This is a genomic window from Exiguobacterium sp. ZOR0005 (genome assembly GCF_000798975.1).
GTDB classification, from domain to species: domain Bacteria; phylum Bacillota; class Bacilli; order Exiguobacteriales; family Exiguobacteriaceae; genus Exiguobacterium; species Exiguobacterium aurantiacum.
In genome coordinates this window covers 111,627-138,087 of record NZ_JTLB01000005.1, presented here as the reverse complement: position 1 = coordinate 138,087, position 26,461 = coordinate 111,627, and the positions used below count along the sequence as shown (strand labels likewise).

Genomic DNA, 26,461 nt, shown 5'->3' with positions numbered 1-26,461 from the left:
TACAAGAATTACCTTACGACATGCAAAGATGAACTTTGAACATTTTCTTCTGACTTCTCCCGGACTTCAGCGCGTCTCGTCGCTTCCCGGTGCCGATTTCGCATCGAGATGCTACTGAGCACGCCGAGTATACCCATCGTCATGACGAGCGATGTCCCGCCGTAACTGACGAGTGGGAGCGTCACCCCTGTCCCAGGGAACCAACCCGACATCGCCCCGATGTTGATGGCGGTTTGCACCATCAATTGGGCCGCGATACCGAACGAGACGAACATCGCGAAGTGATTGTCCGTATGGTTGGCGATGTTGATGGCGCGAAACGCGATGAAGAAGAGCAAAGCGAGCACGACGAGAACGCCGATAAAGCCTAATTCTTCAGCGATGATGGACATGATGTAATCCGTCTCCGGTTCAGGTAAGTATCCGTATTTCTGATAACTATTCCCGAGTCCGACACCGGTCAATCCGCCATGGACGATGGAGATGATGGACATGAGCAGCTGATGCCCGTATCCTTCCGGGTCCATGAACGGGTTAAACACGACATTGATTCGACTGACTTGATTCTCTGTGAAGAAGAATGTGTACATCACGTACACGAACCCGATTCCGGCAAGGATCGCCGGGACGATGATACGTAGCGGCGCACCGACTGCGAGCCAAATCATGAACATGATCGCTCCGAGGACGAATAACCCACCGTGGTCCGGCTGGCCGTTGATGGCGATGGCGTATGGGAGAAAGAAATAGATCGATGGGATCAAGAAGAATGCCCCGACTTGGGCCCGCCACCCTTTCTTCACGATGGCCGCCCGTCCGATCCGTCCAGGCAATCCTTTCAATTCATCGTTCCACAGTTGGTGATAATAGTTCGCCAAGAGCAAGATGAGCGCGAACTTGGCGATCTCGACCGGTTGCATCGTGAATCCGCCGACGACGAGCCAGGCTCTTGCGCCGTTAAGCGGCGGCATCGCCCACGTCACGAACAAGAGCACGACCGTCACAAAATAGAGCCCGTACAAGATGTGGGTTTTGCGGAAATTTTCGTAGCGGAACATTGTCGCGATCAAATAGGCGAAAATCCCAATCCCGACATAGATGAGCTGTCGGTAGAACAGGCTGCTGTTCGCATAGTCCCCACGATTCCATACGCTCGCACTGTAAATCATGACCGAGCTGAGCCCGACGAGCATGAGTACGGCGATAAACAACGTAAAATCAAAATACTGAAATCTCGTTTTCATCTTTTCACTTCCTTATGTACAGCAATCCGCAACCTGTTATAAAAAAATACTCAAACAGCGCCGCTTGCACAGTTTGAGTATAAGGTTCATAATTCTGAAGCTTCCGCTAGTGCAGATAGCTTGTGTTCCAATGAATCGAGCAGTCCCTTACCTTCAATGTCTGAAATGAGTCCGAGACGGACCGCGAAATCGATTTGGCGTGATAGACCGAACATATGTGTATCAAGCACCTCTTCATAAAGCGGGCACTTCGGCATTTTTAGGTTTTCTAACTGCACTTCGATTAGACAACGGATTTTTTCAGCATCGGCCTCAAGTAATTGAAGCGCTTGCTCCCGCTGGACTGCAGCCAAATTTGTCGCCACTACGACCCCTCCTCCGTACAATGACAGACTGTTTGTCATAACTCAACTGTACATTATATTTCATCATAATTCAATGAACAGTCTAGATTCGAAGCGAGTTTCTCGCATGTTCCCTTTTTCATTGTAAAACTTGTATAATGTACAGTGTATCGTGAGTAAAGGGGGAATACCAATGATTTTTCCGCTAGATGGAGCCGTTCGTCACGCACTGACGATCGACCCGACCGTCTGGATTTTCGACGACCGGAAACGAAACGTCGACGAGCTCGATCGGGAAACCGAGAACGACAATGACGCCTACTATGCCAAGATGGGGAAAGCATGGGACGACGGTTTGACGCAAGGAACACGTGTCGATCATAACAAACCGATGTCACGGGCTGATAAAGATGCGGCACTTCGCGATTCGTTCGCGATGCCGTTCGCCCCGTTCCTGAAAAACGCAGAACCGCTCGCCTCGGCGACGCACGTCAGCTTTTACGGGGAGACGACGTTGACAATTCCACTCGTTGACGCGCCACTCGTGTACTTGCAGTTCTCAAAAGATGGAAAAGTGCTCGCCGACGGTCCGGTCTATGTACTGTATGACAATCAATGCATCCGTGCCGTCGACCATATCGTCGTCCGGAATGAGATTTGAGAAGGCCTCGGCCTTCTCTTTTTTTCGACTTTTTACTTCATAAAGTGTAAGATATACCCTATGTAGATTACTAGAAAGGAAGTGACGCTTACCGTGCCACTGTGGAAAAAGAATTTAATGATCGTTTGGCTCGGGAGCTTTTTGACGGCAGCCTCGATGAGCCTCGTGTTGCCGTTCTTGCCGCTCTTTATCGAACAGCTCGGCGTGACCGACCCCGACCACGTCGTCACGTGGTCGGCGATCGCATTCGGGGCCACGTTCCTCGTCGCCGCTCTCGTCTCCCCGCTTTGGGGTCGCCTCGCTGATCAAAAAGGCCGCAAGCTCATGCTCATTCGGGCCAGCCTCGGAATGGCCGTCGTCATGACGCTCATCAGCTTCGTCCAAGACGTTTACCAACTCGTCGGGCTCCGGCTCGTCATGGGCGCCGTCTCCGGCTTCATCTCAGCCGGGATCACGCTCGTCGTCTCACAAACACCAAAAGAGAAAAGTGGCTGGGCGCTCGGCACCTTGTCGACCGGTAGCATTACCGGTGGCCTCCTCGGTCCATTGATTGGAGGATTACTCGCTGACTGGATTGGGCTTCGATCCGTTTTTCTCTTTACCGGGAGCGCACTCTTTGTGACGTTCTTGATCACACTCTTGTTCATCAAAGAGGATTTCGTTCCGGTGGCGCGCGAACGACTCGATTCAACGAAGTCGATCATTCGTTCGGTCCGCCATCCCCAGCTCATCCTCAGCTTGTTTTTGACGACATTTTTAATCACGTTCTCGACACAGTCGATCGGACCGCTGTTGACGCTTTACGTTCGTGAACTGAATCCGTACACGACATCGCTCGCTTTCCTTGCGGGTCTCGTCGCCTCGGCCCCAGGCGTCGCCGCGCTCGTCTCAGCCCCGCGGCTCGGTCAACTGTCCGACCGCTTCGGGGCGGAACGAATCTTGTTTTGGGCGCTCATCATCTATAGCACGTTGCTGATCCCGCAAGCGTTCGTGACGTCGACGACTCAGCTCGTCTTGCTCCGGTTCGGCCTCGGTTTTGCGACCGCCGCCCTCATGCCATCGGTGCAGTCGCTCCTGCGTCAACATACACCTAGCTACGCGACGGGCCGGATCTTCTCGTATAACCAGTCGGCCCAGTTCATGGGCAACCTGCTCGGTCCGCTGTTCGGTTCCCAAATCGTCGTCCATTTCGGATTTTCGGCACTGTTCGTCGTGACCGGGCTTATCATGCTCACGAACGCCTTTTTAGAAAAATCGAACGTTCAAGTGTTGCATCCGAAACCTAAATAAACGCCGAGCAGCCGCTCGGCGTTTTTCTTTATAATAAGTCGGCGGCCAACCGGGCGAGCGAGGAACGCTCTCCTTTGATGAGTTGGACGTGACCGAACACGTTCTGTCCTTTGAATCGTTCGACCGCGTACGTCAACCCGTTCGAATACTCATCCAAGTACGGATGGTCGATTTGATACGGGTCCCCGACGAGCACGATTTTCGAGTTCTCCCCGACCCGGGTCAAAATCGTCTTGATTTCATGTTTCGTTAAGTTTTGCGCTTCATCGATGATGATGAACTGATCCGGCATGCTGCGCCCGCGAATGTATGTGAGCGCCTCGAGCTGAATCGACTTGATGCCGGCCAAAATGTTGCCGAGTTCATCTTTTGAGTTGGCGTTGAACAGAAACTCTAAATTGTCATAAATCGGTTGCATCCAAGGCCGCAATTTTTCTTCCATCTCACCCGGCAAGTAGCCGATGTCATTGCCCATCGGGACGACCGGCCGGGCGACGACGAGCTTGTTGAAGCGATGCTCGTCTTCGACGAGCGACAGACCGGCCGCGAGCGCGAGCAACGTCTTTCCGGTCCCCGCCTTGCCGAGAAGCGTCACGAACGGGATATCGTCACGGAGCAACAAATCGAGCGCCATCCGCTGCTGAACGTTTCGAGGATGGATGCCCCAGACGTGCTCGGCGTCGAGCGACAACGGCCGGACGATCGGTTGCAACGCGTCAACGACAGCGAGCGCGCTCGCTTTCGAGACGTTGCTTTTCAAGACGACGAACGAGTTCGGGTAGAGCGGATTTTTAGACAACGTCGACACCGGGAGTTGCCGGAGTTGATAAAATTCATCGATGATCGACTGGTCGACCTCGAACTCCCGGTAGCCGGCATAAAGGTTTGTCGTATCGACGATGTGGTCCGTCAAATAGTCCTCGGCCTCGATCCCGATGGCGTCTGCTTTGACACGGACGAGTATATCTTTCGAGACGACGACGACTTTACGGTTATGGTCGTGCTCATATTGTTTCATTAATCCAAGCGCGACGGTCAAGATACGGTTGTCGTTCGTCATAACGTCGAACGGGAAGTCGACCGTATGCTCATGGCCGATCTCGACGAACAACCGGCCGCCGTTCTCAAGCGGCACCCCGTCATGGAGTTTACCGCTCGTCCGGAGTTGGTCAAGGACACGCGCCGTCTCTCGGGCGTTACGTCCGACCTCGTCCATGTTGCGTTTCTTCCCGTCGAGCTCTTCTAAGACGATCGCCGGGATGACGACATCGTGCTCATCAAATTGGAATAATGATAACGGGTCGTGTAGCAGTACGTTCGTATCGAGCACATATGTTTTTTTCATAGACTTTGCCGCCCCTCGCAAATTGTTGGTGATCAAGAGTTCAAGCTTGCCTTGACTTCACGGTCCAACTTTTCTGCTGCTTCTGCATCGTACGTCTTGACGATTTCGGGTTGTCCGAACGTCGCACCGTAGAATGAGATGTTTCGGACTTCTTCGACACGGCCTTCAAAAAAGCGAAGGTGTAGCGCCGGCACGACACCGGGTTCAAATTCGGCGACCGGAGATAACGACGCATTGTACGCCGAGCCGTCTTCGATAAAGACGAGACTCGCTGTTTTTTCTTGTCGCAATAGCGTGATCAAATGTGAATTCTTCGTCAGGGCGAACCGAATCGTCTGTCGCGTCGGGGCCTGCACCCAACTGATGGCATGTGTCGTCGGCCATCGCTTCGCTTCGTCGAACGCGACTAAAATCGATAACGGCATATCGTTCAAGGCATTCTGTTGCGCGTCAGACAACTCAAACATCGCTTTACTTGCCATACACTCCCCTCCTCCACGGGTATATGAATTGCTTTCGCCCTTACCTCATTCATTCCCTGCTTTTCTATCGTGAAATCATGCTATAATCAAGAAAGAGGAAGGTGAGACCATGCGCGTAAAGTGCTCTCTTTGTGACAAAGTCGAAACGATTGACTCGTGGTCGTTCGAAGCGAAACGACTTCGCAACAAACCGGCCAAAACGTATATGTGCCAAACGTGCCAAGAACGTATTTCCGAACGAACGGCAGAGCGGAATGCGACCGGTCACTTCAACTTATATCCGTCGTTCCGCCAAAAGCGGAGATGGTAACCAAAAATGGACGCCCCGCACTTGCGGGACGTCCATTTTTTAATGTGATTCGATGCCTTGGCGGCGGTTCCACCAGAGGCGTCCGCGATAGATCGCCAAGACGACGGCCATGACGGCGAGCACTTCTGGAATCGGCCATGTGAAGAAGACGAGCGCCATCGTGCCGGCCCCAAGTGCGAGCAACGTATAGACGACGAGTGACTTCCACCACGTCAACTGTTTCGCAAAACCTAGTTTGAACACAAGGATCGTCAAAACAATGACCGTGATGATCAACGCGTTGAACCCGACTGACAGATCATTCGGGTCAGTGCCGACCCCTAACAGCGAGGCGATCCACGGTACGTCAATTTGTGTGATGTCCATCGTTTGAGAAGCTTTCAAGCTGATAATCCCCCTTCAATTCATACACATTCATTCTACACTATCCAAAACAAAAGGGAACGCCTAGGCGCTCCCTTTGTCACTTATTCTTTACCAAGTTTACGACGCTTGTCTGCTTTCTCACGTTCGTTCTTGTTCAAGACTTTTTTACGGAGACGAATCGACTCCGGTGTGATTTCACAGTACTCGTCATCGTTCAAGAACGTGAGTGATTCTTCAAGTGAGAAGACGCGTGGGCGCTTCAACACTTGAGTCGAGTCTTTAGAAGACGCGCGCATGTTCGTCAATTGTTTCCCTTTGACGGCGTTGATTGCGAGATCGACGTCACGGTTGCATTCACCGATGATCATTCCCTCGTAAACGTCCGTACCTGGCTCGATGAAGATCGTCCCACGGTCTTCAAGGGCACCGATCGAGTAAGCCGTTGACTTACCAGGCTCGATACAAACCATGACTCCACTGCGGCGGCCACCGATATCAGCAGAGATGAACGGACGGTACTCTTCGAACGTGTGGTTCAAGATTCCGTATCCGCGTGTCGCTGACAAGAATTCGTTACGGTATCCGATGAGACCACGTGAAGGAACGATGAATTCCATACGCGTCTGACCGTTGTCGTTCGTGTTCATGTTCGCAAGTTCACCTTTACGGAGACCGATCGATTCCATGACTGAACCAGTGTACTCTTCCGGCACGTCGATGATGACGCGTTCGAACGGCTCGATTTTCGTACCATCTTCGTCTTCACGGATGATAACTTGTGGTTTCGAAACTTGAAGCTCGTAGCCTTCACGACGCATGTTTTCGATCAAGATCCCGAGGTGAAGCTCACCGCGTCCTGAAACGACCCATTGGTCAGGTGAATCTGTATTTTCGACACGGAGTGAAACGTCCGTCTCCAGTTGTTTCATCAAACGCTCTTCGATTTTACGTGCTGTCACGAAATCGCCTTCGCGTCCTGCGAACGGTGAGTTGTTTGTCATGAAACGCATTTGAAGCGTCGGCTCGTCGATGCGAAGGAGCGGAAGTGGCTCTTCTTTACCGACCGGCGTGACCGTTTCACCAACGTTGATGTCTTCCATCCCGGCGATGGCGATCAAGTCACCCGCTTTAGCTTCTTCGATTTCAACACGCTTAAGGCCGAAGTAACCGAACAATTTCGTGACACGAAGTTGTTTGATTGATCCGTCCGTTTTGCAAAGTGACACTGACTCGCCGACTTTGATTTTTCCACGGAACACGCGGCCAACACCGATTCGACCGAGGTAGTTGTCGTAGTCGAGCATCGTCACTTGGAACTGAAGCGGCTCATCCGAGTTATCGATTGGCGCTGGTGTGTTCTCAAGGATTGTATCGAGCACGTACGTGATCGTTTCTTCTTGCTTCTCTGGATCAGGATCGAACGAACTTGAACCGCTGACTGCTGACGTGTAGACGACAGGGAATTCAAGTTGATCTTCATCTGCTCCAAGGTCGATCAACAAGTCGACGACTTCGTCGACAACGTCGAGTGGGCGGACCATCGGCTTGTCGATTTTGTTAACGACAACGATTGGACGGAGACCTTGGTCGAGTGCTTTCTTCAATACGAAACGTGTTTGCGGCATGCAACCTTCACGTGCATCGACGACGAGGATTACGCCGTCAACCATACGCATGATTCGCTCTACTTCTCCACCGAAATCGGCGTGACCTGGCGTATCAACGATGTTGATGCGCGTGTCTTTATAATCGATTGCCGTGTTTTTCGCGAGAATCGTGATTCCGCGCTCACGTTCGATATCGTTCGAGTCCATGGCGCGTTCTGCGACCATTTCATTCGTCCGGAATGTACCAGACTGTTTCAACAATTCATCGACTAGCGTTGTTTTACCGTGGTCAACGTGGGCGATGATCGCGACGTTCCGAAGGTTTGTTCTTACGTTCATGTAGTTAGTCCTCTCTTATTTAAAAAAGTTTCATCTTTTATTCAACTTAAAGAGTATAGCACACGTTCTACTACCTTTGTCGAGTGATATTGCCTGTTACCGTTTCCATTTGCAGTCTTTTTGCATACAATAGAGAAGAATAGAAAAAAGGGGGAATCTCCATGCAAGCCATGTTCGTACTCATCGCCATCGCTGTCGTTGCCGGTTTTGTCGGCATCGGCGTCGGCGTCGCCGAAGGAAGTGCCGCCATCATTATCGGTAGTCTCGCTTTAAGTGCGGTCGCCACTGTATTTGGAATCAACTTGCGTCGCCGTATCCTCACAGATCGACGTCCATAAAACAAAGGCTCGGGCAACGTCGCCCGGGCCTTTGTTTTACAGTTCACGAGTCAGGCAGATGCGGTCCCGTAACGGCAGGCCATCTTCTTCGAGCGCTGCGTAGCCATGGTTCGGGAAGTAGTCCCGCTCGACGGAGTCAAAACGGAAACCGGCTTGTTGATAAAATCGAAGTTGAACGATGCTCGAATTGCCGGTACAGACGAGCATGTGCCGTGCTCCCGTCTGTTCGGCCCGACGGATTGCGTCTTGAAGCATTCGTTGTCCGATCGTTTGATTTTGGCGATCGGGTTTGACGGCGATATTGACGAGCTCAATCAAGTCGTCGTTCCGCCGGACGAGCATATAAGCCCCGACGAGCTCTCCCCCGAGCATCGCCTCGTACGTCTTGCCCGTCTCGTACTGTTCCCGCACCATTTCTTCGTGAGGGTTCGCCAACACGAGCAAGTCGCGCACACGGTCATACGATTCATTCGACGTTACCGTCAAGTCCGGTCTCGCTTCTAGAGCGGCCCCTTTGGCGATGACGTAATGTTTGACGACATCCTTGACGAACGTCTCGCTGCCGGCGAGCACCGACGTCTTGCCATCATAGCGGACCGGCTCCCCATATAAGGAGACGACCCGTCCCCCGACCTCTTCGACGAGCAGTTTTCCCGCCGCATAGTCCCATGGCATATTTCGCATCGTAATATATCCATCGACACGACCAGCGGCGAGCCAGGCGAGTTCGAGCGAGGCCGCCCCGTGCGCTCGTGTACCGACCGAGTCGCGCACGATGGGCGCGAGGATTTCTGGTGCGATTTGTTGATTCGGTGTGACCCACGTCGCATTCATGCTAAGGAAAGCATCGCGGACGTGATGCTCATGAATGGTCGTCAGTTTTCTGCCGTTCAACGTCGCCCCATGACCACGACGAGCGACGAACAGCTCGTCGGCCATGACGTCGTATACGAAACCATATTCGATGACTTCATCGACCATGACCGCCACCGAGATCGCGAACATCCGTTTTTGATGGATGAAATTGAGCGTTCCGTCAATCGGGTCGACGAACCAGACCGTCCCCTTCAAGTCGTCCGGCTCGGTGGAAATACCTTCTTCTCCGACGATGCGATGGTCGGGATACGCTTCACGGATCCGATCGACGATCAACTGTTCGACAGCGCGGTCAATTTCCGTCACTAAGTCGCCTTTCCCTGTCTTTCGTTCGATGCGATAACTCTCATCGATTTGAAGTCGAATGTATTCTCCCGCTTGTTTGATCAAGTCGATTGCAAACCATTCCAGCATGATAATCACCTCTAGATGTATTGTACCAAACAAAAACCAGTATTCGCATGGAATACTGGTTGAATGGGTGTTTGTGGGTCAGGCTTCGAGACGCAAAAGTTCTTGGCGGTACTTCTCTAACCGATGCTTGCTAGCCTGGACAGTGGCATCATCTTGTGACGCCATCGCATCGAAGAGCGTTGCCAATTCGTAATCAATCTCTAAGCGCAGCACCGGAATTCTTTTTTCTGCGTCTTTTCTTTTGAATGCCTCGATCACTTGTTTCATGAGATGCCACACTCCTTTAGTTGGGCTACAAGTTACGGTTTAGTGAGTTGAATTGAGTATATCAGATGAGATTCAAAAAAGAAAGAGAATTGTCTGACTATTTTGAATTTTTTATCTTAGTGAGTATATTCCCACTTCAACCAGTCCTAAACCTGAATTAACTGTTAGTGATATGTACCCTATTTCTGCAGGATTTAACAAAAAAAAGCATGAGAAAACGGTTCCGTCTCCTCACACTTTCTACACTCACACTTTTAAAATCTTCGTATTTGATTTTAATGCCGCTTGGACCGTACGATAGGTTGAGTATCCGGTCTGTTCATCGTGTACCGCACTCAATTGTTTTTCCTCGGACTTCGACGTCACGATTTGTTTGAACGACCGATACGCGTCTAAAAATGCCTCCCGTTCGACGCCACCTTCATTCGCGAGTGCGACTTGATTGTAGAACTCGACGACGTCGATAAGCTCTTCTGTCGTCCAGTCTGGATTGATCGGATAATTGATTTGCATATTGTTCACCTCGACACCCATTGTATCAACAAAAAAAACTATTGCAAGTTGGGTTGGAAATCTCTATAGTTTTTTTGTTGCATCATTTTTATCACTAGTTCCTAAACGCCAATTGGGGAAAGACATATAGTTTGATTTTATTGACCGACCTCACCTACAAACTGATTCCAAGGAGGGCTCACTATTGAAATTGAAAGCTGCCACACAGCTCGAGACACCGTTGTTTGACACGTTGCTCACGCACGTCGACACGAACCCGATCGCATTCCACATTCCCGGCCATAAAGGCGGAAAAGGGATGGACCCGGAGTTCCGTGACTTCATCGGCGAGAACGCGCTCAAAATCGATTTGATCAACATCGCACCGCTCGATGACTTGCACCATCCGAAAGCAGCTATCGCTGAAGCGGAACGACTTGCCGCCGACGCGTTCCGTGCCGACGAGACATTCTTCTCGGTACAAGGGACGTCAAGCGCCATCATGGCGATGATCATGGGTGTCGTCGGACCGAACGAAAAGATTATCGTCCCGCGCAACGTGCATAAGTCTGTCATGTCGGCGCTCGTTTTGACAGGAGCCCACCCGATCTTCATCCATCCGGAGTTTGATGAGACGTACGGCATCGCCCACGGCATCACGGCGAGCGCCGTCGAGCGTGCGCTCGAATTGCATCCGGATACGAAAGCCGTCCTCGTCATCAACCCGACGTATTTCGGCGTCGCCGGCGACCTCGAACGAATTGTCGCTGTGGCCCATGCCCAGGACGTTCCAGTACTTGTCGACGAAGCGCACGGCGTCCATTTGCCGTTCCACGACGAGTTGCCGCTCTCAGCGATGCAGGCAGGCGCTGACGTCGCGGCGACGAGTGTGCATAAGCTCGGTGGTTCGATGACAGGCAGTTCGATTTTGAACGTGCGCCGTGGTCTCATCTCACCTGAACGAATTCACGCGATGCTGTCGATGATCACGACGACTTCGACGTCTTACTTGCTCCTCGCCTCGCTCGACGCGGCCCGTCGTCAGCTCGCGACGAAAGGTGAGGCGATGAACGAACGTGCCTTGACGCTCGCGCGAACGGCTCGTACAGCTATCAACGAGATGCCTCACTTGTCCGTCTACGGCCATACCGAACTCCACTCTGAGTCGACGTACGCGCTCGATGAGACAAAAGTGCTCGTCTCGGTCCGTGAACTCGGAATCACCGGGTTTGAAGTCGAGAAGTATTTACGTGAGACGCACCGTATCGAAGTCGAGATGTCTGATCTACTCAACGTGTTGTTCATCGTGACGAGCGCTGACGACGAATCGACGATCCAAGCACTGATCGACGGCATGCGCGACGTCGTCTCGGTGTACAAGCGGTCTGGCAACGACTCGTTGTCGATCATGCTGCCAGAGATCCCTCCGCTCGCGCTCAGCCCGCGCGATGCGTTCTATGAAGAGACGGAGACGATCCCGCTCGAGAACGCTGTCGGACGAATCTCGGCCGAGTTCATCATGGTGTACCCTCCTGGAATCCCGATCATCATCCCAGGCGAGCTCATCACGGCCTCGACGCTCGACTATATTACCGCCAACATCGAAGCGGGTCTCCCGGTCCAAGGACTTGAAGACGAATCACTCCAAATGATCAAAGTGATTCAGCAGACGAAAGCAATCCGTTAACACGAAAGCGAGCCGGTCCATGGACCGGCTCGCTTTGTTGTCATCAAAAGAAAAGGTGGCTTATGATGATCGAATTGCTTCCCCTACTTACCATTATAAGAAAACGCTTACATTTTTTCAAGAGAAGATTTCTCGGCCTCATCATGATTGATATCTTTTTCTTCCAGACAGAGTCGTAAAAACTCGGCCACATGATCGGTATCACGTAACGCGATGCCAAGCATCGGATAGAGCTGTCTCGGTTCTTCTAACGCATGCATGTCGAGAAGGGCGGATTGGCCGGTCTGCATGCAGACGACGAGTACTTTCCCCATAAATTGATGTGTATAGACAAAACCGAAATCGTAGCGTGACATTTCCGTCTCAATACCAGTGAAGCGAACCCGGCTCGTTTCGGAGACAGTATATAATAACTCTTCATCGAACGCCATGAGTAGTCCCTCCTTTCTAACATCTCTATATATTTTTCCTTTATACTTGGGTATGAAACCTAAAAGGAGGTTGCGTGATGCAAATCAAAACGGCGACGTCACGAGACGTACAAACACTAGTCCATTTGATGCACAAACTTTGGCCGGGCGCGTCCGTTGCCGAACTGTCGGCTGAAGTCCGACTCGGCCTCCGCTCCGACAAGATGCGATATTTCCTCGCCGTCACCGACGAGCCGATCGGATTTTGCCAAATGAGTTTTCGCTATGATTACGTGCCCGGCGCGACCGATGAACCGACAGCGTTCATCGAAGGCATTTACGTCGTCGGTCCGGAACGAGACAATGACGTGGCCACGAAACTGATCGAGACGGCAGCGGTGTACGCATTGTCACACGGATGTAGCGAACTCGCGTCGGACACTGAAATCGACAATACGGGCAGCCAGCAGTTTCACGAACGTGTCGGGTTTCGAGAAGTTGAGCGCACCGTCCATTACATTAAAAAAATCTCTCGCTACGAATAGCGAGAGATTTTTTCGTTCTTATTTAACGACGTGGATTGGCATACCCATTGCGATTTCTGCCGCTTCCATTGCCATCTCACCGAGTGATGGGTGAGCGTGGATTGTAAGCGCGATATCTTCGGCCGTCATACCTGCCTCGATGGCGAGACCAAGCTCAGCGATCATATCAGAAGCGCCAGTTCCCGCGATTTGAGCACCGATCAAGAGACCGTCCTCTTTACGCGTGATGAGCTTCATGAAGCCGTCTGGCTCGTCGAGTGCGAGAGCACGACCGTTCGCTGCGAATGGGAATTTCGATACTGTGATCTCAAGTCCTTCTTCTTTCGCGAGCGGCTCAGTGTAACCGACTGTCGCAAGTTCAGGATCAGTGAAGACGACCGCTGGGATTGCTGAGTAGTCGAGGTAAGCTGGCTTACCGGCAGCTGCCTCCGCTGCGACTTTCGCTTCGTATGAAGCTTTGTGCGCGAGCGGTGGTCCTGGAACGATGTCGCCGATCGCGTAGATGTTTTCGTTCGACGTTTTGCACTGGTCATCGATTTCGATGATGCCGCGGTCGCTGACTTTCACTTCCGCGTTCTCGAGACCGATGTCGCCAGTGTTCGGACGACGGCCGACTGTGACGAGGACGTAGTCCGCTTCAACAGACTGCTCTTCGCCGTTCACTTCAAACTTAACAGTCACGCCGTCTTCTGTTTCTTCGACGCCTTTTGCAAGTGCGTTCGTGTGAATTGTGACGTTCCCTTTTTGTTTGAGCTTCTTCTTGACGATTTGCGTCATTTGCGGCTCGAAGCCAGACAAGATGTCGCTTGCGCCTTCAACGACAACAACTTCTGTGTCGAAGTTCGCATATGCCGTACCGAGCTCCATACCGATGTACCCGCCGCCGATGACGACAAGTTTCTTCGGTACTTCAGAAAGCGCCAATGCGCCAGTTGAAGAAAGGACGCGTTTTGACCATTTAAACGAAGGGATCTCGATCGGAGTCGAACCAGTCGCGATGATCGCTTTTTTGAATTTGTAAGGAGTCGAGCTGTCTTCTGTGATGACACGAACTGTGTCTTCAGATGCGAAGAACGCTTCCCCTTGAACGATTTCAATCTTGTTGCCTTTAAGAAGACCTTTGACGCCGCCCGTCAATTTGTTGACGACCGATTGTTTCCAATCTTGGACTTTCGTGAAGTCGACTGAAACGTTGTCAGATGTGATCCCCATTGACGAGTGACCTTTTGCGTGCTGGAAGTTATGACCAGCCGTGATCAACGCTTTTGACGGGATACAACCGACGTTCAAGCAGACACCGCCGAAGTTTCCTTTCTCAACGATCGTGACTTTAAGTCCGAGCTGAGCACCACGAATGGCTGCGACGTATCCACCAGGACCGGCGCCGATGACAAGCAAATCAGTTTCTTGTGCGAATTCTCCTACTACCATGTTCTTATCCCTCCATCATTAGAAGTGCTGGATCTTGAAGCAAACGTTTCACCATGTTGAGAGCGTTTTGCGCAGTCGCACCGTCGATGAGGCGGTGGTCAAAGCTGAATGAGAGTGCGAGCACAGGTGCTGCGACGATCTCGCCGTCTTTCACGACAGCTTTTTCAGCGATGCGGCCGATACCGAGAATCGCAACTTCTGGGTGGTTGATGACAGGTGTGAACCATTGTCCACCAGCAGAACCGATGTTTGTGATCGTGATCGATCCGCCTTTCATGTCGTCCCCAGCAAGTTTGCCTTCACGTGCTTTACCGGCAAGCTCATTGATGTTTGTAGCAAGTGCGTAGATTGATTTACGGTCCGCATCTTTGACGACAGGAACGACGAGGCCGTTGTCCGTGTCAGCAGCGATACCGATGTTGTAGTAGTTTTTGTAGACGATTTCTTCGTTCACATCGTCGATTGACGCGTTGATCGCTGGGTAAGCTTTCGCTGCAGCAGTCAATGCTTTGACGACGAACGGCAAGTACGTGAGTTTCACGCCTTGGTCAGCCGCGACTTGTTTGAACTCTTTACGGAGTGCGACAAGTTTCGTGACGTCGACTTCGTCCATGAGTGTAACGTGTGGAGCCGTGTGTTTCGAGTTGACCATTGCTTTCGAGATCGCTTTACGGATACCACGGATCTTCTCGCGCGTTTCGAGTTCAGGTGTAGCTGACTCGTAAGGCTTGATTTCCGTTTTCGCAGCCGCTGCTGGAGCTACAGATTCTGTTTTCTCTGTTGTAGCTTCTGCTGCTGGTGCTTCACCGTTTGCAAACGCATCGATGTCTTCTTTCAAGACGCGGCCGTTATCGCCAGAACCTTTGACTTCACGGATGTCGACGCCTTTTTCACGAGCGTACTTGCGAATTGAAGGCATTGCGATGACGCGCTCCGATTTGTGAAGTTGGACTTCACGCGGGCCGTCTTCTTTCACGTCAGCTTGGACTGTCTCTTCTGTCTTCTCTTCAGCTTTTGGCTGTTCAGGTGCTGCTTCCTCTTCGCCTGCTGGCGCGTCACCTTCGATATCGAACGTGATGAGTACGTCGCCGACGACGGCAACTGTTCCTTCAGAGACTTTGACTTCTTTGACCGTCCCGTCAACTGGAGCTGGGATTTCAACGACAGCTTTGTCGTTTTGCACTTCAAGGAGGATGTCATCCTCTTTTACTGTGTCCCCATCTTTTACGAACCACTTGACGATTTCACCTTCGTGAATTCCTTCACCGATGTCTGGTAATTTAAATTCGAATACTGCCACTGGTTTTTCCTCCCATCAAATAATCATGTAAACACGATGAGGGAGACAATTCTCCCTCATCGCCAAATGAACACGATCAGAAGTTGATAACTTCCTTAACTTTTGCAACGACATCTTTATGGTCAGGTAACCATGCGTCTTCCCCTTGTGCGAAGGCGAAAACTGTGTCAGGTGCAGTCACACGAAGCACTGGAGCTTCGAGGTGAAGAATTGCGCGTTCTTGAATTTCAGTTACAACGTTCGCTGCGATACCTGCTTGACGCTGTGCCTCTTGAACGACGATCGCACGGCCAGTCTTTTTAACAGACTCGACGATTGTATCGATATCAAGCGGGCTCACTGTCATGAGGTCGATGACTTCAACGTTGATGTTTTCTTTTTCGAGTTCTTCCGCTGCTTTGAGTGACGTGTGGACCATCGCACCGTATGTGATGATCGAAACGTCAGTTCCTTCACGCTTCACGTCTGCTTTTCCAAGCTCGATCGTGTATTCGCCTTCAGGTACTTCGCCACGGAATGAACGGTAAAGCTTCATGTGCTCGAGGAAGACGACAGGGTCGTTATCGCGGATTGACGCGATCAAAAGTCCTTTTGCATCGTACGGAGTCGACGGGATGACGACTTTAAGACCAGGTGTCTGAGCCATCAAGCCTTCGAGGCTATCCGCATGAAGTTCAGGTGTTTTTACACCGCCACCGAACGGTGAACGGATTGTGATCGGCTGGCTGTAAGCGCCGCCTGAACGGTAACGCATCCGTGCCATTTGAGCTGCGACCGAGTCAAATACTTCGAAGACGAAACCGAAGAATTGAACTTCCATGATTGGACGGAAGCCAGTGAGACCGAGACCGATAGCAAGACCACCGATACCAGACTCAGCAAGCGGCGTATCGAAGACGCGGTCTTCGCCGAGCTCGTCTTGGAGACCTTCCGTCGCACGGAATACCCCACCGTTTTTACCAACGTCTTCTCCGAAAAGAAGTACTTTCTCGTCGCGCTTCATTTCAACGCGCATCGCATCAGTAATCGCTTGGATCATTGTCATTTGAGCCATAACTTACTTCGACTCCTTTGCAGTATATTCTTCGAGCTGCTCTTTCAAGTTAGCAGGAAGTTCTTCGAACATGTTGTTGATGAAGTCCGAAACTTTTTGTTTTGGTTCTTTGTCTGCGAGGCTGATCGCTTCTTTCACATCAGCTTTCGCTTGCTCGATCACTTCGTTCTCCATGTCTTCGCTCCAAAGCTTTTTGCCTTCGAGGAAGAGGCGGAAACGTACGAGTGGATCTTTCTCTTGGTACTCAGTATCGAGTTCTTTCGTACGGTAACGTGTTGGGTCATCCCCAGCGAGCGTATGTGGTCCGTAACGGTATGTGAGTGCTTCGATGAGCGTCGGTGTTCCTTCAAGTGCGTCTTTACGCGCTTGTTGTGTTGCGGCGAGGACAGCAAGCACGTCCATTCCGTCAACTTGGATGCCGTTGATGCCCGCTGCTACAGCTTTTTGCGCGATCGTTTTAGCTGCAGTTTGCTTCTCGACAGGTGTCGAGATGGCGAAGCGGTTGTTTTGTACGACGAAGATGGCTGGTGATTTGAATGCACCCGCGAAGTTCAAGCCTTCGTAGAAGTCACCTTGTGATGAACCACCGTCACCAGTGTAAGTAATGGCGACGTTAGTGTTGCCGTTGCGTTTGAGGCCCATTGCCACACCCGCTGCTTGGATGATTTGTGCCCCGATGATGATTTGCGGCATCAAGACGTTAACGTCTTCAGGGATGCGGTTACCCGCCACGTGTCCACGTGAGAACAAGAACGCTTGATAAAGCGGAAGTCCGTGGAATACGAGTTGTGGGATATCACGGTAGCCTGGAAGGATCCAGTCTTGTTTGTCGAGCGCGTATTGCGTCCCGATCATCGTTGCTTCTTGTCCAGCCACTGGCGCGTAGAATCCTAGGCGACCTTGGCGGTTAAGTGAGATTGCACGTTGGTCCCAAATTCGAGTATAGACCATGCGGCGCATAAGCTCCTGAAGTTGCTCGTCCGTTACGTCGGGCATAGCGTCTTGGTTGACGACTTCGCCCTTCTCGTCGAGAATACGGAACGTTTGGAAGTTTTCTTCCACGTTTTGAAGTACCTGAACGTTGTTCATTCGTTTCACCTCATCCTTTCAACTATGAGACAATTGTCTTTTTTGTGATCAAACACTACCTCAAATCTTAAGTGTATCTGTCCAAAAAAGCAATCTGTATTAACGTGATACAGGAAAGTAATTCTGCTCCTGCCGTTTCTTAGACAGTATAAAACGGGTTGTTATAATAACGCAAAAAATATGCTCACCTTATAAAAACGCTTACATGAACACATCTTTTCACTCATTTCGTCTCTGTATCATTTTCATTTCACCTTCTGTACCATCTCGAGGTTTTCTACATTAAATATGATATAATGAGTCATATCGAAATTTGGAAAGGAAGTTGTACATGTTAACGATGAAAGATGTGATTCGTGAAGGAGACGACCGGCTCCGCCTTCGTTCGAATGAAGTCCCGGTACCGCCAACGGCTGAAGACTTGGCGTTGCTCGACGAGATGGAGACGTTCCTCGTGAACAGCCAGGACCCGGAGATTAGTGAAAAATACGAACTTCGAGGCGGTGTCGGCATTGCCGCTCCCCAGCTCGGGGTCAATCGCCGTTTCTTCACCGTCCTGCTCGCAGAAGAAGAGGAGACGTTCAAGCTCTCGATTTTCAATCCGAGAATCACGAGCCATTCCGTCGAACAGACGTTTTTAAATGGCGGTGAGGGATGTCTGTCTGTTGACCGTGTCGTCAAAGGGAACGTCCCGCGCCATCGCCGCATCACGCTCGAAGGATTCGACCGCGACGGCAATCCGATCAAATTGCGACTTCGTGGCATGCGCGCCATCGTCTGCCAGCACGAACTCGATCACTTAGACGGCGTCTTGTTCTATGACCGCATCAACCCGACCAATCCACTTGAGACTTACGGTGAGCCGATCTGAGGTGACGAACGTGAAAAAAAAGGCGCTGTTGTTAGTATTCCCATTTTTATTTCTTTTAATCGGAGGATGTGTCCGCATCGAATATGATGCCACCGTCCATTACGACCAATCCGTCACGCTCGAGACGACGTATGCGTTTCGCGACCATCCGGTGATGAAACTGCTCAATTTACGACTAGATTGGGATACGTGGAAACAACAAGCGAACGATAACGGTTATGCGACCCGCGACTATTCGAGCGAAGATGACTATGAAGGCATGGTATTGAAAAAGACGTTCGCGAGTGTCGATGACCTACAAAATATAAAAGAAGAATGGAAGACCGGGCCGGCCGGTATCCTCGTCCCGCCGGACATGGAGTTCGACGTCCAAAAAGAGGATGGCATCTGGTTCGACTCATACGTGCTCAATACGAACCTCGACCTTCGGCTCGACCGCATCGAGTTGCCGGGCGTCAATTTGAGCGGGTCACCGAAACAGCTCGCCGAACGATACGTCCGCCAAGCCGATATCCGCTTCAATTTGACCGTTCCGACCGGAGTGTTCGTCGAAGATGGGACCGGCCTCGACCCTCGTTCGATGAAACACGTTGAATGGCAAGTGTACGGGGGCCGGCAAAACAACATGACGCTCGTCGCCCACGTCCCGAACATCAAAGCGTGGATCATCACGGTCGTCGCCTTCGTCGTCTTCAGTCTCGCCAGTTTCTTCGTGTGGCGAAAATATCGGCAAAACGTCGGGGACCCGAACAAGACGTCGCTCCGGTCACGTCTGCTCGGTGTGATCATCGTCGTCTTGGCGCTATCCATCATCATCGTGACCGTCCGGGAAGAGCTGACGACGGAACGGAAAGCCGAGGCGGTGCGTCAAGCGGCGCAAACTGACGAGTTCATTCCGACGTTCGCCGTGCACGGGCTGCTCGGGACCGACCGGACGTTCTTGCGCTTCTCGCAGTTCATGGAACAGCGCGGACTCGCCAAGGACGGCGCGCTCTGTACCGTCTCGACCGAGAGCGAGGTCGACTGTGTTATCAACGACTATAGCTCGAACCGTCCGATCGTCCGCATCGAGTATGAAGACGCCGAGGCGTCATTGAACAATCAGACGAAATGGTTGAACGTGGCGATCGAGACGTATAAATCCGAGCGCAACAAGTCGTTCGATCGCATGTACTTGATCGGTCACAGCATGGGCGGTGTCGCCGCCGCGAACTATATTTTGAACCAAGATGACTATTTGATCGACAAGTTCGTCTCGTACGACAGCCCGTTCGGTGGCACCCGCCTCGCCAACTTCGGTCTGTCGGCGAGCAACTTCGGTGTCAACACAGGAAGCGCCGCCATTCGCGACCTATCGCCGACGTCAGACGGACTCCAGGCGTTCCAGTCCAAACTCGAGACGTGGCCTCGCTCCGTGCAAGTGTTGTCGTTCGCCGGGCGCGGCGGGGAGTTCAACTTGATCGAACCGACAAGTTCGCTCCTGCTCGAGGAGTACACGAACAACATCACGACCGAGACCGTCCCGTACGACCACTTCTCGCTCCATCGGAAGACGGACGTGCTCCGGGATACGGGCCGATTCTTGTACGAGTACACGAACGAGTTCAACCCTGTCGAGACGAATTAACACCAAAAAGCCCGCCTCCATCATGGAGGCGGGCTTTTCATTTAGTACGTCATCGTCCACGTCAGCTTCTGTAACCAATAAATCAAATATTTGCCGATCGGCAAATCGGTTTGAATCTCGTCGTACGCGAGCGTATACGTTCCTTCTTCGTTGTTCCACAACCGTTTGAAGTAGCCGTCCACTTCAGTCATAAACTCCGTCTCGGTCGTCGCGACGACTTCAACGTCGGCTTCTAAGTTATAGTCGTTCATATTGCGCGCCGTGTAGTTGCCGGAACCGATGACGACGACTTGTCGCTCCCCTTCGACGTACAACAATTTCGGATGATACTGTTCGTCCCCGACTTCGTACCACCGGATCTCGATTTGATCAGGATTGACCGTGTTCAGTTCGGCCGTCACCGGCAAGTTCGGCAGTCCCGACTTGTCCCGACCGAACGCGTTCGTGTTCGGGTCGAGGATGAGTTTGACGAACACGCCCCGCTCTGCGGCCCGATGGATGGCGTGGATGATATCCCGGTCAGCCAAATAGAACATGCCGACCCAAATCGTCTCCCCTGCCTTCGCCTGGTCCATGCCGTCGATGACCGCATCTTCAATCTTCGACTCGGTCACGTAACGGATTTGCATCGGTCCGTCCGAGTCTTCTTCCCGAAGGTTCGCCAATTTCTCTTCGTCCGGGAATCTCGCCTCGTCTCCTTTCGAGAACCGGGCGATCGCTTCCTCGCCTTCAAGAATGTCGGCAAGAATCGGTCCGTCGAGCCGGACGCCGACGTTCGAGTGATAACCGCTCGCGTCATGCGGGTTCGCCGACAAGACGAACCCTTCATTTTCGGTCACCATGACTTTGCGATGGTTCGCCTTCACGTTCAAGAGCCGTAAATACGAACGGATCGTGATGTCCGGTGCCGATTTCGCCATCGGGTTCGGCAACCAGCCGTTCTCGCTATCTCCGAACCATTGAAACATCATCCGGTACAAAGTCGAGTATAAAATGTTCGGGTCGCGAAGCGCGTCGAGGTTCGTATAGACGATTTCAGCGCCCGCCTCTTCTAGCAAGTCGAGATGGTCGGCCGGATGCCCGTTATACGTCGTGTTGATCTCGTCGGTGATGACGACGACGTTCAAATCGGGATGCGCTTCCATCTGTTCGAGGAGCGCTGTCGTCAGTCGCGCCGTGATGGTCGGATATTCACGGTCTTCATTCGAATAAGGATTGAATAAGAAAAAGTCCATGACGACATATTCCCGTGCCTCACGGATCGACCGTTCCACGTCTTGGAATATCTCCATTTCGTTCACTTCCGTGTCTTCCCCTTGGTACGTCAGATCGAACAAGAAGTCGATTTGATCGTCCGAGATCGCGACCGGTTCAGAAGCCCGTGACACCCCTTCCGGGAGCGGTTTTACTTGATGATAAATCATCGTGACGAGGAATAATAATAAAAATACGGCGAGGCCCCACTTCCACCAACTTCTTTTACGCTGTTTCTGTTTCATCGCATCATCCCCTTGTTTTTGTTCTCTAAAAAAACGGGCTGTAGTCGCCTACAGCCCGTTCGGTCATACTTCCATGATGATCGGTAGGACCATCGGGTGCCGTCTCGTTTTTTGCGCCAAGTACGGTGTGAGCGTGTCGGATACGAGTTGTTTCATTTCCGACCACTTCATCTGCTTATTGGACAAGCCTTGTTCGACCGTCTTTTTGAGCAAACGTTCGCCGTCTCGAATCAAACTGCCCGACTCGCGCATATAGACGAAGCCGCGCGAGATGATGTCAGGTCCTGAGACGAGTTTACGTGTCTTGCCATCGATGCTGATGACGACGACGACGAGCCCGTCTTCTGAGAGGATGCGGCGATCGCGCAAGACGATGTTGCCGATGTCTCCGATACCATTTCCGTCAATATAGACGGCGTTCGCTGAGATTTTACCGGTGATGGCAGCAGAGTCGGCATCGACGGCAAGCACTTCACCGTTGTCCATGACGAAACTGTTCTCTCTCGGAATCCCGACCGATTCGGCGAGCTCGGCGTGTTTGACGAGCATTCGGTACTCCCCGTGAATCGGCATGAAGAATTTTGGATTGAGCAAGCGAATCATGAGCAATTGCTCTTGCTGTGAGCCGTGGCCGGATGTATGGATGTTCGTCAACTTACCATAGACGACGTCTGCTCCCGCTTTGTACAATTGATCGATCGTCTTCCCGACCGAGATGGCGTTACCTGGAATCGGTGAAGAAGAGAAGATGACCGTGTCACCTGGGATGATTGACACTTGACGGTGTGTCCCGTTGGCGATACGGCTGAGCGCCGCCATCGGCTCCCCTTGTGATCCGGTACAAAGGATTGCCACTTCATGCGGTTCATAGTTACGCATTTGGTTAGCTTCGATGATCATACCTTTTGGTACGTTGATGAAACCGAGCTCTTGCCCGATCGTCATGACTTTGTCCATCGAACGGCCGAAGATTGCCAAGTGGCGTCCCGTCTCGGCACAAGCATCGACGACTTGTTGCAGACGGTAAATGTTCGAGGCGAACGTCGCGAAGATGATGCGCCCTTCCGCCTTCCGGAACGTCTCGCTGATCGTGCCGCCGACGACTTTCTCACTCATCGTGAAGCCTTCGACTTCTGCATTCGTCGAATCGGACAACAGGCAGAGCACGCCTTCCTTTCCGATGTCTGCCATTTTGGCAAGGTCAGCCGGTTCGCCGACTGGTGTGAAGTCGAACTTGAAGTCGCCGGTATGGACGATGTTCCCTTGCGGTGTCTTGACGACGACACCGAGCGAGTTCGGGATCGAGTGGGTCGTCCGGAAGAACGAGATGCTCGTCTTACGGAACTTGACGATCGCGTCCTCATCAATCTCGTGAAGTTCCGCCTCGCGGAGCAATCCATGTTCTTCAAGTTTCACTTTGATCAATCCGAGCGCGAGTTTCGTCGCATAGATCGGCAACTTCACTTGCTTCAAGAGGAACGGGATGCCACCGATGTGGTCTTCGTGCCCGTGGGTGATGAACACCCCTTTTACTTTGTCTTTGTTTTTGATCAAGTACGTATAATCTGGAATGACGTAGTCGATCCCAAGCAAGTCATCCTCCGGGAACATGATGCCGGCATCGATGACGATAATCTCATCTTGGAATTGAACGACGTACGTGTTCTTCCCGATTTCGCCGAGTCCGCCCAACGCGAACACAGCAGTTTGGTGGTTCTTTACAAACTTCATTTAATCTCTCCTAACTCCAATTAGTTGTTTTTCATCTATGTGAAACATAAGTAATTCGCACAGTCTTGTTACGTTCCGTAAGATTCTTTCTTCATTATAGCTCATATTGTGACAACATTTCACTAAAGACGTCAGATTGAGGGCGGTTTCTCGATTTCATGTTATGCTTTCTAGTGTAGCAACAACTCATAATTAGACAGAGAAAGCATGGTGAATCAAATGGAAGATAAAAAAGTCGTCTTTTTTGATATCGACGGGACACTCCTTCACGATGGGACGTTCATCCCCCCTTCGACGATCAAAGCTATCCAACAACTTCGTTCGAACGGGGTCGAGACGTTCATCGCAACCGGACGTGGCCCGGCGATGCTATCCACGATCCCGGCACAAGTCGGAATCGACAGCTTCGTCTGTTACAACGGTCAAATCGTCGTCCATAAAGGGGAGGTCGTCTATCGGAACGCGTTACCGACGAGCGCCCTCGACCGTCTGACAGGCCATGCCGGGAATAACGACCATACGCTCGTCTATCTCGGGCAACACCGCGGAGTCGCCACGAAAGCGAACGACCACGTCGTCGAACAGTCTCTCGGCGAGCTCGATATGCCGATTCCGACTTATGAACCGAATTTCCACGTCGAACAGGACGTGTATCAGACACTCCTCTACTGCACGCCCGAAGACGAGCATCATTACGTGGACACTTATGACGAGTTCGATTTTATTCGCTGGCACCCCCACGCCATGGACGTCATCAATCGTGGGGCAAGCAAAGCGGACGGGGTCCGGCACTTCATCGAGGCGAACGGATACCGCCTCGAAAACACGTATGCGTTCGGCGACGCGTTGAACGACTTGGCGATGCTTCAATACGTCGGGACCGGGATTGCCATGGGCAACGGCCGGGCCGAGACGAAAGCGGTCGCGGATTATGTGACAAAGTCGATTCTCGAGGACGGGATTGAGTACGGATTGAAGAAGATGAACCTCATTTGAAACAAAACGAGAGGCAGACGCCTCTCGTTTTTATCTAGACCGGAGTGTTCGTTCGAGCCGGTCGAGGTCGGTATCTTTCCCGATGATGATCAAAATGTCTTCTGGAAGGATCATCTCGTCCGCCTGCGGAGAGATGATCACGTCATCGTCGCGGCGAACCGCCACGATGTTGACCCCGTATTTGGCCCGAAGGTCTAAATCGATGAGCGATTTGTTCGAGAGTTTATCCGACGCCTTGATCTCGACAATTGAGTGCTCGTTTGACAGCTCGAGATAATCCAAGATGCTCTGGCTCATCAACCCGTTGGCAATCCGGACACCCATGTCGCGTTCCGGATGGACGATATTATCGGCACCGATGCGGCGCAATACTTTCTCATGGTAGTCGTTCGTCGCTTTGACCGTGATGATTTGGACCCCGAGCTCCTTCAAGATGAGCGTCGTCAAGATGGACGCTTGAATATTTTCTCCGATCGCGACGATGACATGCTCAAAGTTGCGAATCCCAAGGCTCTTCAATACGTTCTCATCTGTCGTATCCGCGATGACCGCATGCGTCGCCACTCCCATGAACTCGTTGACGCGTTCTTCGTCCGCGTCGATGGCGAGGACGTCGTATCCGTTCGCTGACAGCTCACGCACGATCGACCCTCCGAAACGTCCTAACCCAATGACTGCAAATTCACCTGTCATACCTCATACATCCCTTTCTAACAGCGCGTTCTGTTCTCGATTCTTCGTTCAGTGTAACTGATTCCCTCCGAAAAGACTACACAAAAAAAGACCGGGAAGACCCGGTCTTACGCTTTGCCGCTCGAGCGCTTTCCTCGCACGTAATCGTTGTCGAACAAGAACAGTCGAAGCAACAAATAAAGTGCCGGGACGAGCAGGAGCAAACCTAGAATGAAGACGACGACGAGCGCGATTGCCATCGACTCGTTGACGACACTGCCGTTAATGTCGATGTACGGATACAGGATATACGGCAAATGCGTATAGCCGTAACCGAACCACGCCATAAAGAACTGGCCCATGACCATGAGGAAGGCGATACCGTAGTTTCGCTTCAAATAGACGAGCGCGACGGCTACGACGAAAAAGATGAAACTTGCGGCGAACCACCACCAGTTACCCGCCAAAATCCGTTCGTAGTGCCAAGCCGCTTGTGACTTGAGTCCGAAGAAGACGAGGCCCGAGGCGATAATCGTCGGGACACTCCAGAATAGCGCCCATTTCCGGACGAGCCCGATCGCCGTCTTATCGCCGGCTTTATCTGCATAGAACAAGAGAAACATCGAACTGATGTAGAGCACCGAGACGATGGCGAGCGTGACGACGGTCCACGAGTAGAAGTTTGTGAACAACTTCATGCCGTCGAAGAAGACACCCGCTTCCGTCTCGTTGATAAACCCGCCTTGACTGACCGTGAGCACGGTCGACATCGAGGCCGGAATCAACAAACCGGTCGCACCGTATAAGAACATATAGAACGTGCTCTCTTTTGAACCGTAGTTCGCGAACGCATAGAAGCTACCGCGAATCGCTAGAAGAATCAACACAACCGAGGCCGGGATGAGAAGTGCTGTCCCGTAGTAGTAGGCCGTGTCCGGGAAGAACCCGACGATGCCGACGAAGAAGAAGACGAAAAACACGTTCGTCACTTCCCATGTCGGAGACAAATACCGTGCAATCAGACGGTTGACCATATGGTCTCGCTTCGTGTACTTGCTATAGAAAGCGAAGAATCCTGCACCGAAATCAATCGATGCGACGATGAGATAGCCGTATAAGAACGTCCATAAGACGGCAATCCCTAGTTCTTGAATCTGCATGTCATACCCTCCGA

General features: G+C 51.8%; 27 protein-coding genes. 9 read left to right on the top strand and 18 right to left on the bottom strand.

Translation table 11 applies throughout. The annotated features are described in order from the left end of the window. Window positions 1-8 precede the first annotated feature (8 nt). Entirely contained in the window at window positions 9-1,244 is a 1,236-nt protein-coding gene (locus L971_RS02215) for an FtsW/RodA/SpoVE family cell cycle protein (RefSeq protein ID WP_024369995.1), read from the bottom strand. Window positions 1,245-1,330: 86 nt separating this feature from the next. Further along, window positions 1,331-1,609 (bottom strand): YlaN family protein, encoded by a 279-nt coding sequence (locus L971_RS02210; protein WP_024369994.1) that lies wholly within the window; start codon window positions 1,607-1,609, stop codon window positions 1,331-1,333. Window positions 1,610-1,781: 172 nt separating this feature from the next. Here L971_RS02210 and L971_RS02205 point away from each other — a divergent pair, with 172 nt between their 5' ends. Both L971_RS02205 and L971_RS02200 read left to right on the top strand, forming a co-directional pair. Beyond that, entirely contained in the window at window positions 1,782-2,249 is a 468-nt protein-coding gene (locus tag L971_RS02205; protein ID WP_024369993.1) for a hypothetical protein, read from the top strand. 93 nt (window positions 2,250-2,342) lie between these two features. Further along, a complete protein-coding gene (locus L971_RS02200; RefSeq protein ID WP_047374086.1) occupies window positions 2,343-3,539 on the top strand; it encodes a multidrug efflux MFS transporter in 1,197 nt (398 codons plus the stop codon). A 28-nt stretch (window positions 3,540-3,567) separates the two neighbouring features. Here the strand turns inward: L971_RS02200 and L971_RS02195 are convergent, their stop codons facing one another. Together L971_RS02195 and L971_RS02190 are read right to left on the bottom strand one after the other, a co-directional pair. After that, window positions 3,568-4,884, bottom strand: coding sequence for a PhoH family protein (locus tag L971_RS02195; protein WP_047374083.1), 1,317 nt, complete (start codon window positions 4,882-4,884; stop codon window positions 3,568-3,570). A 32-nt stretch (window positions 4,885-4,916) separates the two neighbouring features. Further along, entirely contained in the window at window positions 4,917-5,366 is a 450-nt protein-coding gene (locus tag L971_RS02190; RefSeq protein ID WP_047374080.1) for a hypothetical protein, read from the bottom strand. 109 nt (window positions 5,367-5,475) lie between these two features. On the opposite strand from L971_RS02190, the gene L971_RS02185 reads away from it, so the two are divergent. Continuing rightward, window positions 5,476-5,676 carry a YlaI family protein gene (locus L971_RS02185; RefSeq protein ID WP_024369989.1) on the top strand — a complete coding sequence of 67 codons (201 nt, stop codon included), beginning with the start codon at window positions 5,476-5,478 and terminating at the stop codon, window positions 5,674-5,676. Window positions 5,677-5,715: 39 nt separating this feature from the next. Here the strand turns inward: L971_RS02185 and L971_RS02180 are convergent, their stop codons facing one another. Together L971_RS02180 and typA are read right to left on the bottom strand one after the other, a co-directional pair. Further along, the gene (locus L971_RS02180; RefSeq protein WP_231557545.1) at window positions 5,716-6,060 is read right to left on the bottom strand and encodes a YlaH-like family protein; all 345 of its coding nucleotides are present in this window, start codon (window positions 6,058-6,060) and stop codon (window positions 5,716-5,718) included. An 83-nt stretch (window positions 6,061-6,143) separates the two neighbouring features. Continuing rightward, complete coding sequence (typA, locus tag L971_RS02175; RefSeq protein ID WP_029335507.1) at window positions 6,144-7,988, bottom strand: translational GTPase TypA; 1,845 nt, start codon at window positions 7,986-7,988, stop codon at window positions 6,144-6,146. A gap of 161 nt (window positions 7,989-8,149) precedes the next feature. Between typA and L971_RS15120 the strand changes: the two genes are divergently transcribed. Beyond that, window positions 8,150-8,326 (top strand): DUF5325 family protein, encoded by a 177-nt coding sequence (locus tag L971_RS15120; RefSeq protein ID WP_024369986.1) that lies wholly within the window; start codon window positions 8,150-8,152, stop codon window positions 8,324-8,326. A gap of 36 nt (window positions 8,327-8,362) precedes the next feature. Here the strand turns inward: L971_RS15120 and L971_RS02165 are convergent, their stop codons facing one another. The 3 genes from L971_RS02165 to L971_RS02155 all read right to left on the bottom strand — a co-directional run bounded on the left by L971_RS02165 (window position 8,363) and on the right by L971_RS02155 (window position 10,396). Next, a complete protein-coding gene (locus L971_RS02165; RefSeq protein ID WP_047374077.1) occupies window positions 8,363-9,616 on the bottom strand; it encodes an inositol monophosphatase family protein in 1,254 nt (417 codons plus the stop codon). Between the two features lie 78 nt (window positions 9,617-9,694). Next, window positions 9,695-9,883, bottom strand: coding sequence for a hypothetical protein (locus L971_RS02160; RefSeq protein ID WP_015881266.1), 189 nt, complete (start codon window positions 9,881-9,883; stop codon window positions 9,695-9,697). A gap of 246 nt (window positions 9,884-10,129) precedes the next feature. Further along, window positions 10,130-10,396 (bottom strand): UPF0223 family protein, encoded by a 267-nt coding sequence (locus L971_RS02155; protein WP_047374075.1) that lies wholly within the window; start codon window positions 10,394-10,396, stop codon window positions 10,130-10,132. Window positions 10,397-10,580: 184 nt separating this feature from the next. Here L971_RS02155 and L971_RS02150 point away from each other — a divergent pair, with 184 nt between their 5' ends. Beyond that, window positions 10,581-12,062 (top strand): aminotransferase class I/II-fold pyridoxal phosphate-dependent enzyme, encoded by a 1,482-nt coding sequence (locus L971_RS02150; protein WP_047374073.1) that lies wholly within the window; start codon window positions 10,581-10,583, stop codon window positions 12,060-12,062. A 107-nt stretch (window positions 12,063-12,169) separates the two neighbouring features. On the opposite strand, the gene L971_RS02145 is transcribed toward L971_RS02150, so the two are convergent. Beyond that, the gene (locus L971_RS02145; protein ID WP_024369982.1) at window positions 12,170-12,493 is read right to left on the bottom strand and encodes a DUF3055 domain-containing protein; all 324 of its coding nucleotides are present in this window, start codon (window positions 12,491-12,493) and stop codon (window positions 12,170-12,172) included. 77 nt (window positions 12,494-12,570) lie between these two features. On the opposite strand from L971_RS02145, the gene L971_RS02140 reads away from it, so the two are divergent. Next, on the top strand, window positions 12,571-13,017 hold the full coding sequence (locus L971_RS02140; RefSeq protein ID WP_024369981.1) for a GNAT family N-acetyltransferase: 447 nt from the start codon (window positions 12,571-12,573) through the stop codon (window positions 13,015-13,017). An 18-nt stretch (window positions 13,018-13,035) separates the two neighbouring features. Here L971_RS02140 and lpdA read toward each other — a convergent pair whose 3' ends face one another. The 4 genes from lpdA to pdhA all read right to left on the bottom strand — a co-directional run bounded on the left by lpdA (window position 13,036) and on the right by pdhA (window position 17,891). Beyond that, window positions 13,036-14,448 (bottom strand): dihydrolipoyl dehydrogenase, encoded by a 1,413-nt coding sequence (lpdA, locus tag L971_RS02135; RefSeq protein WP_024369980.1) that lies wholly within the window; start codon window positions 14,446-14,448, stop codon window positions 13,036-13,038. Window positions 14,449-14,452: 4 nt separating this feature from the next. Further along, window positions 14,453-15,748, bottom strand: coding sequence for a dihydrolipoamide acetyltransferase family protein (locus L971_RS02130; RefSeq protein ID WP_024369979.1), 1,296 nt, complete (start codon window positions 15,746-15,748; stop codon window positions 14,453-14,455). 76 nt (window positions 15,749-15,824) lie between these two features. Beyond that, window positions 15,825-16,802 (bottom strand): alpha-ketoacid dehydrogenase subunit beta, encoded by a 978-nt coding sequence (locus tag L971_RS02125; RefSeq protein WP_024369978.1) that lies wholly within the window; start codon window positions 16,800-16,802, stop codon window positions 15,825-15,827. Window positions 16,803-16,805: 3 nt separating this feature from the next. Further along, the gene (pdhA, locus tag L971_RS02120; RefSeq protein ID WP_024369977.1) at window positions 16,806-17,891 is read right to left on the bottom strand and encodes a pyruvate dehydrogenase (acetyl-transferring) E1 component subunit alpha; all 1,086 of its coding nucleotides are present in this window, start codon (window positions 17,889-17,891) and stop codon (window positions 16,806-16,808) included. Window positions 17,892-18,222: 331 nt separating this feature from the next. Between pdhA and def the strand changes: the two genes are divergently transcribed. After that, window positions 18,223-18,762 (top strand): peptide deformylase, encoded by a 540-nt coding sequence (gene def, locus L971_RS02115; RefSeq protein ID WP_024369976.1) that lies wholly within the window; start codon window positions 18,223-18,225, stop codon window positions 18,760-18,762. After that, complete coding sequence (locus L971_RS02110) at window positions 18,749-20,389, top strand: alpha/beta hydrolase (protein WP_231557544.1); 1,641 nt, start codon at window positions 18,749-18,751, stop codon at window positions 20,387-20,389. The genes def and L971_RS02110 overlap by 14 nt, the downstream gene beginning before the upstream one ends. A 41-nt stretch (window positions 20,390-20,430) precedes the next feature. On the opposite strand, the gene L971_RS02105 is transcribed toward L971_RS02110, so the two are convergent. Both L971_RS02105 and rnjA read right to left on the bottom strand, forming a co-directional pair. Next, entirely contained in the window at window positions 20,431-21,888 is a 1,458-nt protein-coding gene (locus L971_RS02105) for a phospholipase D family protein (RefSeq protein WP_024369974.1), read from the bottom strand. Window positions 21,889-21,951: 63 nt separating this feature from the next. Further along, a complete protein-coding gene (gene rnjA / locus L971_RS02100) occupies window positions 21,952-23,619 on the bottom strand; it encodes a ribonuclease J1 (RefSeq protein WP_024369973.1) in 1,668 nt (555 codons plus the stop codon). A gap of 219 nt (window positions 23,620-23,838) precedes the next feature. Here rnjA and L971_RS02095 point away from each other — a divergent pair, with 219 nt between their 5' ends. Next, window positions 23,839-24,615 (top strand): Cof-type HAD-IIB family hydrolase, encoded by a 777-nt coding sequence (locus L971_RS02095; protein WP_029335524.1) that lies wholly within the window; start codon window positions 23,839-23,841, stop codon window positions 24,613-24,615. Between the two features lie 30 nt (window positions 24,616-24,645). Here the strand turns inward: L971_RS02095 and L971_RS02090 are convergent, their stop codons facing one another. Further along, window positions 24,646-25,308: a TrkA family potassium uptake protein gene (locus L971_RS02090; protein ID WP_024369971.1), complete on the bottom strand. Its 663-nt coding sequence runs from the start codon at window positions 25,306-25,308 to the stop codon at window positions 24,646-24,648. A 107-nt stretch (window positions 25,309-25,415) separates the two neighbouring features. After that, window positions 25,416-26,447, bottom strand: a complete 1,032-nt coding sequence (locus tag L971_RS02085; protein WP_024369970.1) for a cytochrome d ubiquinol oxidase subunit II — start codon at window positions 26,445-26,447, stop codon at window positions 25,416-25,418. Between the last annotated feature and the right edge of the window lie 14 nt (window positions 26,448-26,461).

What these genes read in the sequence shown, in the direction of transcription:
- L971_RS02215 (WP_024369995.1), bottom strand. Translation starts at nt 1,244, where the DNA reads ATGAAAACGAGATTTCAGTATTTTGATTTTACGTTGTTTATCGCCGTA.
- L971_RS02205 (WP_024369993.1), top strand. Translation starts at nt 1,782, where the DNA reads ATGATTTTTCCGCTAGATGGAGCCGTTCGTCACGCACTGACGATCGAC.
- L971_RS02195 (WP_047374083.1), bottom strand. Translation starts at nt 4,884, where the DNA reads ATGAAAAAAACATATGTGCTCGATACGAACGTACTGCTACACGACCCG.
- L971_RS02190 (WP_047374080.1), bottom strand. Translation starts at nt 5,366, where the DNA reads ATGGCAAGTAAAGCGATGTTTGAGTTGTCTGACGCGCAACAGAATGCC.
- L971_RS02185 (WP_024369989.1), top strand. Translation starts at nt 5,476, where the DNA reads ATGCGCGTAAAGTGCTCTCTTTGTGACAAAGTCGAAACGATTGACTCG.
- typA (WP_029335507.1), bottom strand. Translation starts at nt 7,988, where the DNA reads ATGAACGTAAGAACAAACCTTCGGAACGTCGCGATCATCGCCCACGTT.
- L971_RS15120 (WP_024369986.1), top strand. Translation starts at nt 8,150, where the DNA reads ATGCAAGCCATGTTCGTACTCATCGCCATCGCTGTCGTTGCCGGTTTT.
- L971_RS02165 (WP_047374077.1), bottom strand. Translation starts at nt 9,616, where the DNA reads ATGCTGGAATGGTTTGCAATCGACTTGATCAAACAAGCGGGAGAATAC.
- L971_RS02160 (WP_015881266.1), bottom strand. Translation starts at nt 9,883, where the DNA reads ATGAAACAAGTGATCGAGGCATTCAAAAGAAAAGACGCAGAAAAAAGA.
- L971_RS02155 (WP_047374075.1), bottom strand. Translation starts at nt 10,396, where the DNA reads ATGCAAATCAATTATCCGATCAATCCAGACTGGACGACAGAAGAGCTT.
- L971_RS02145 (WP_024369982.1), bottom strand. Translation starts at nt 12,493, where the DNA reads ATGGCGTTCGATGAAGAGTTATTATATACTGTCTCCGAAACGAGCCGG.
- L971_RS02140 (WP_024369981.1), top strand. Translation starts at nt 12,571, where the DNA reads ATGCAAATCAAAACGGCGACGTCACGAGACGTACAAACACTAGTCCAT.
- lpdA (WP_024369980.1), bottom strand. Translation starts at nt 14,448, where the DNA reads ATGGTAGTAGGAGAATTCGCACAAGAAACTGATTTGCTTGTCATCGGC.
- L971_RS02125 (WP_024369978.1), bottom strand. Translation starts at nt 16,802, where the DNA reads ATGGCTCAAATGACAATGATCCAAGCGATTACTGATGCGATGCGCGTT.
- pdhA (WP_024369977.1), bottom strand. Translation starts at nt 17,891, where the DNA reads ATGAACAACGTTCAGGTACTTCAAAACGTGGAAGAAAACTTCCAAACG.
- def (WP_024369976.1), top strand. Translation starts at nt 18,223, where the DNA reads ATGTTAACGATGAAAGATGTGATTCGTGAAGGAGACGACCGGCTCCGC.
- L971_RS02105 (WP_024369974.1), bottom strand. Translation starts at nt 21,888, where the DNA reads ATGAAACAGAAACAGCGTAAAAGAAGTTGGTGGAAGTGGGGCCTCGCC.
- rnjA (WP_024369973.1), bottom strand. Translation starts at nt 23,619, where the DNA reads ATGAAGTTTGTAAAGAACCACCAAACTGCTGTGTTCGCGTTGGGCGGA.
- L971_RS02095 (WP_029335524.1), top strand. Translation starts at nt 23,839, where the DNA reads ATGGAAGATAAAAAAGTCGTCTTTTTTGATATCGACGGGACACTCCTT.
- L971_RS02090 (WP_024369971.1), bottom strand. Translation starts at nt 25,308, where the DNA reads ATGACAGGTGAATTTGCAGTCATTGGGTTAGGACGTTTCGGAGGGTCG.
- L971_RS02085 (WP_024369970.1), bottom strand. Translation starts at nt 26,447, where the DNA reads ATGCAGATTCAAGAACTAGGGATTGCCGTCTTATGGACGTTCTTATAC.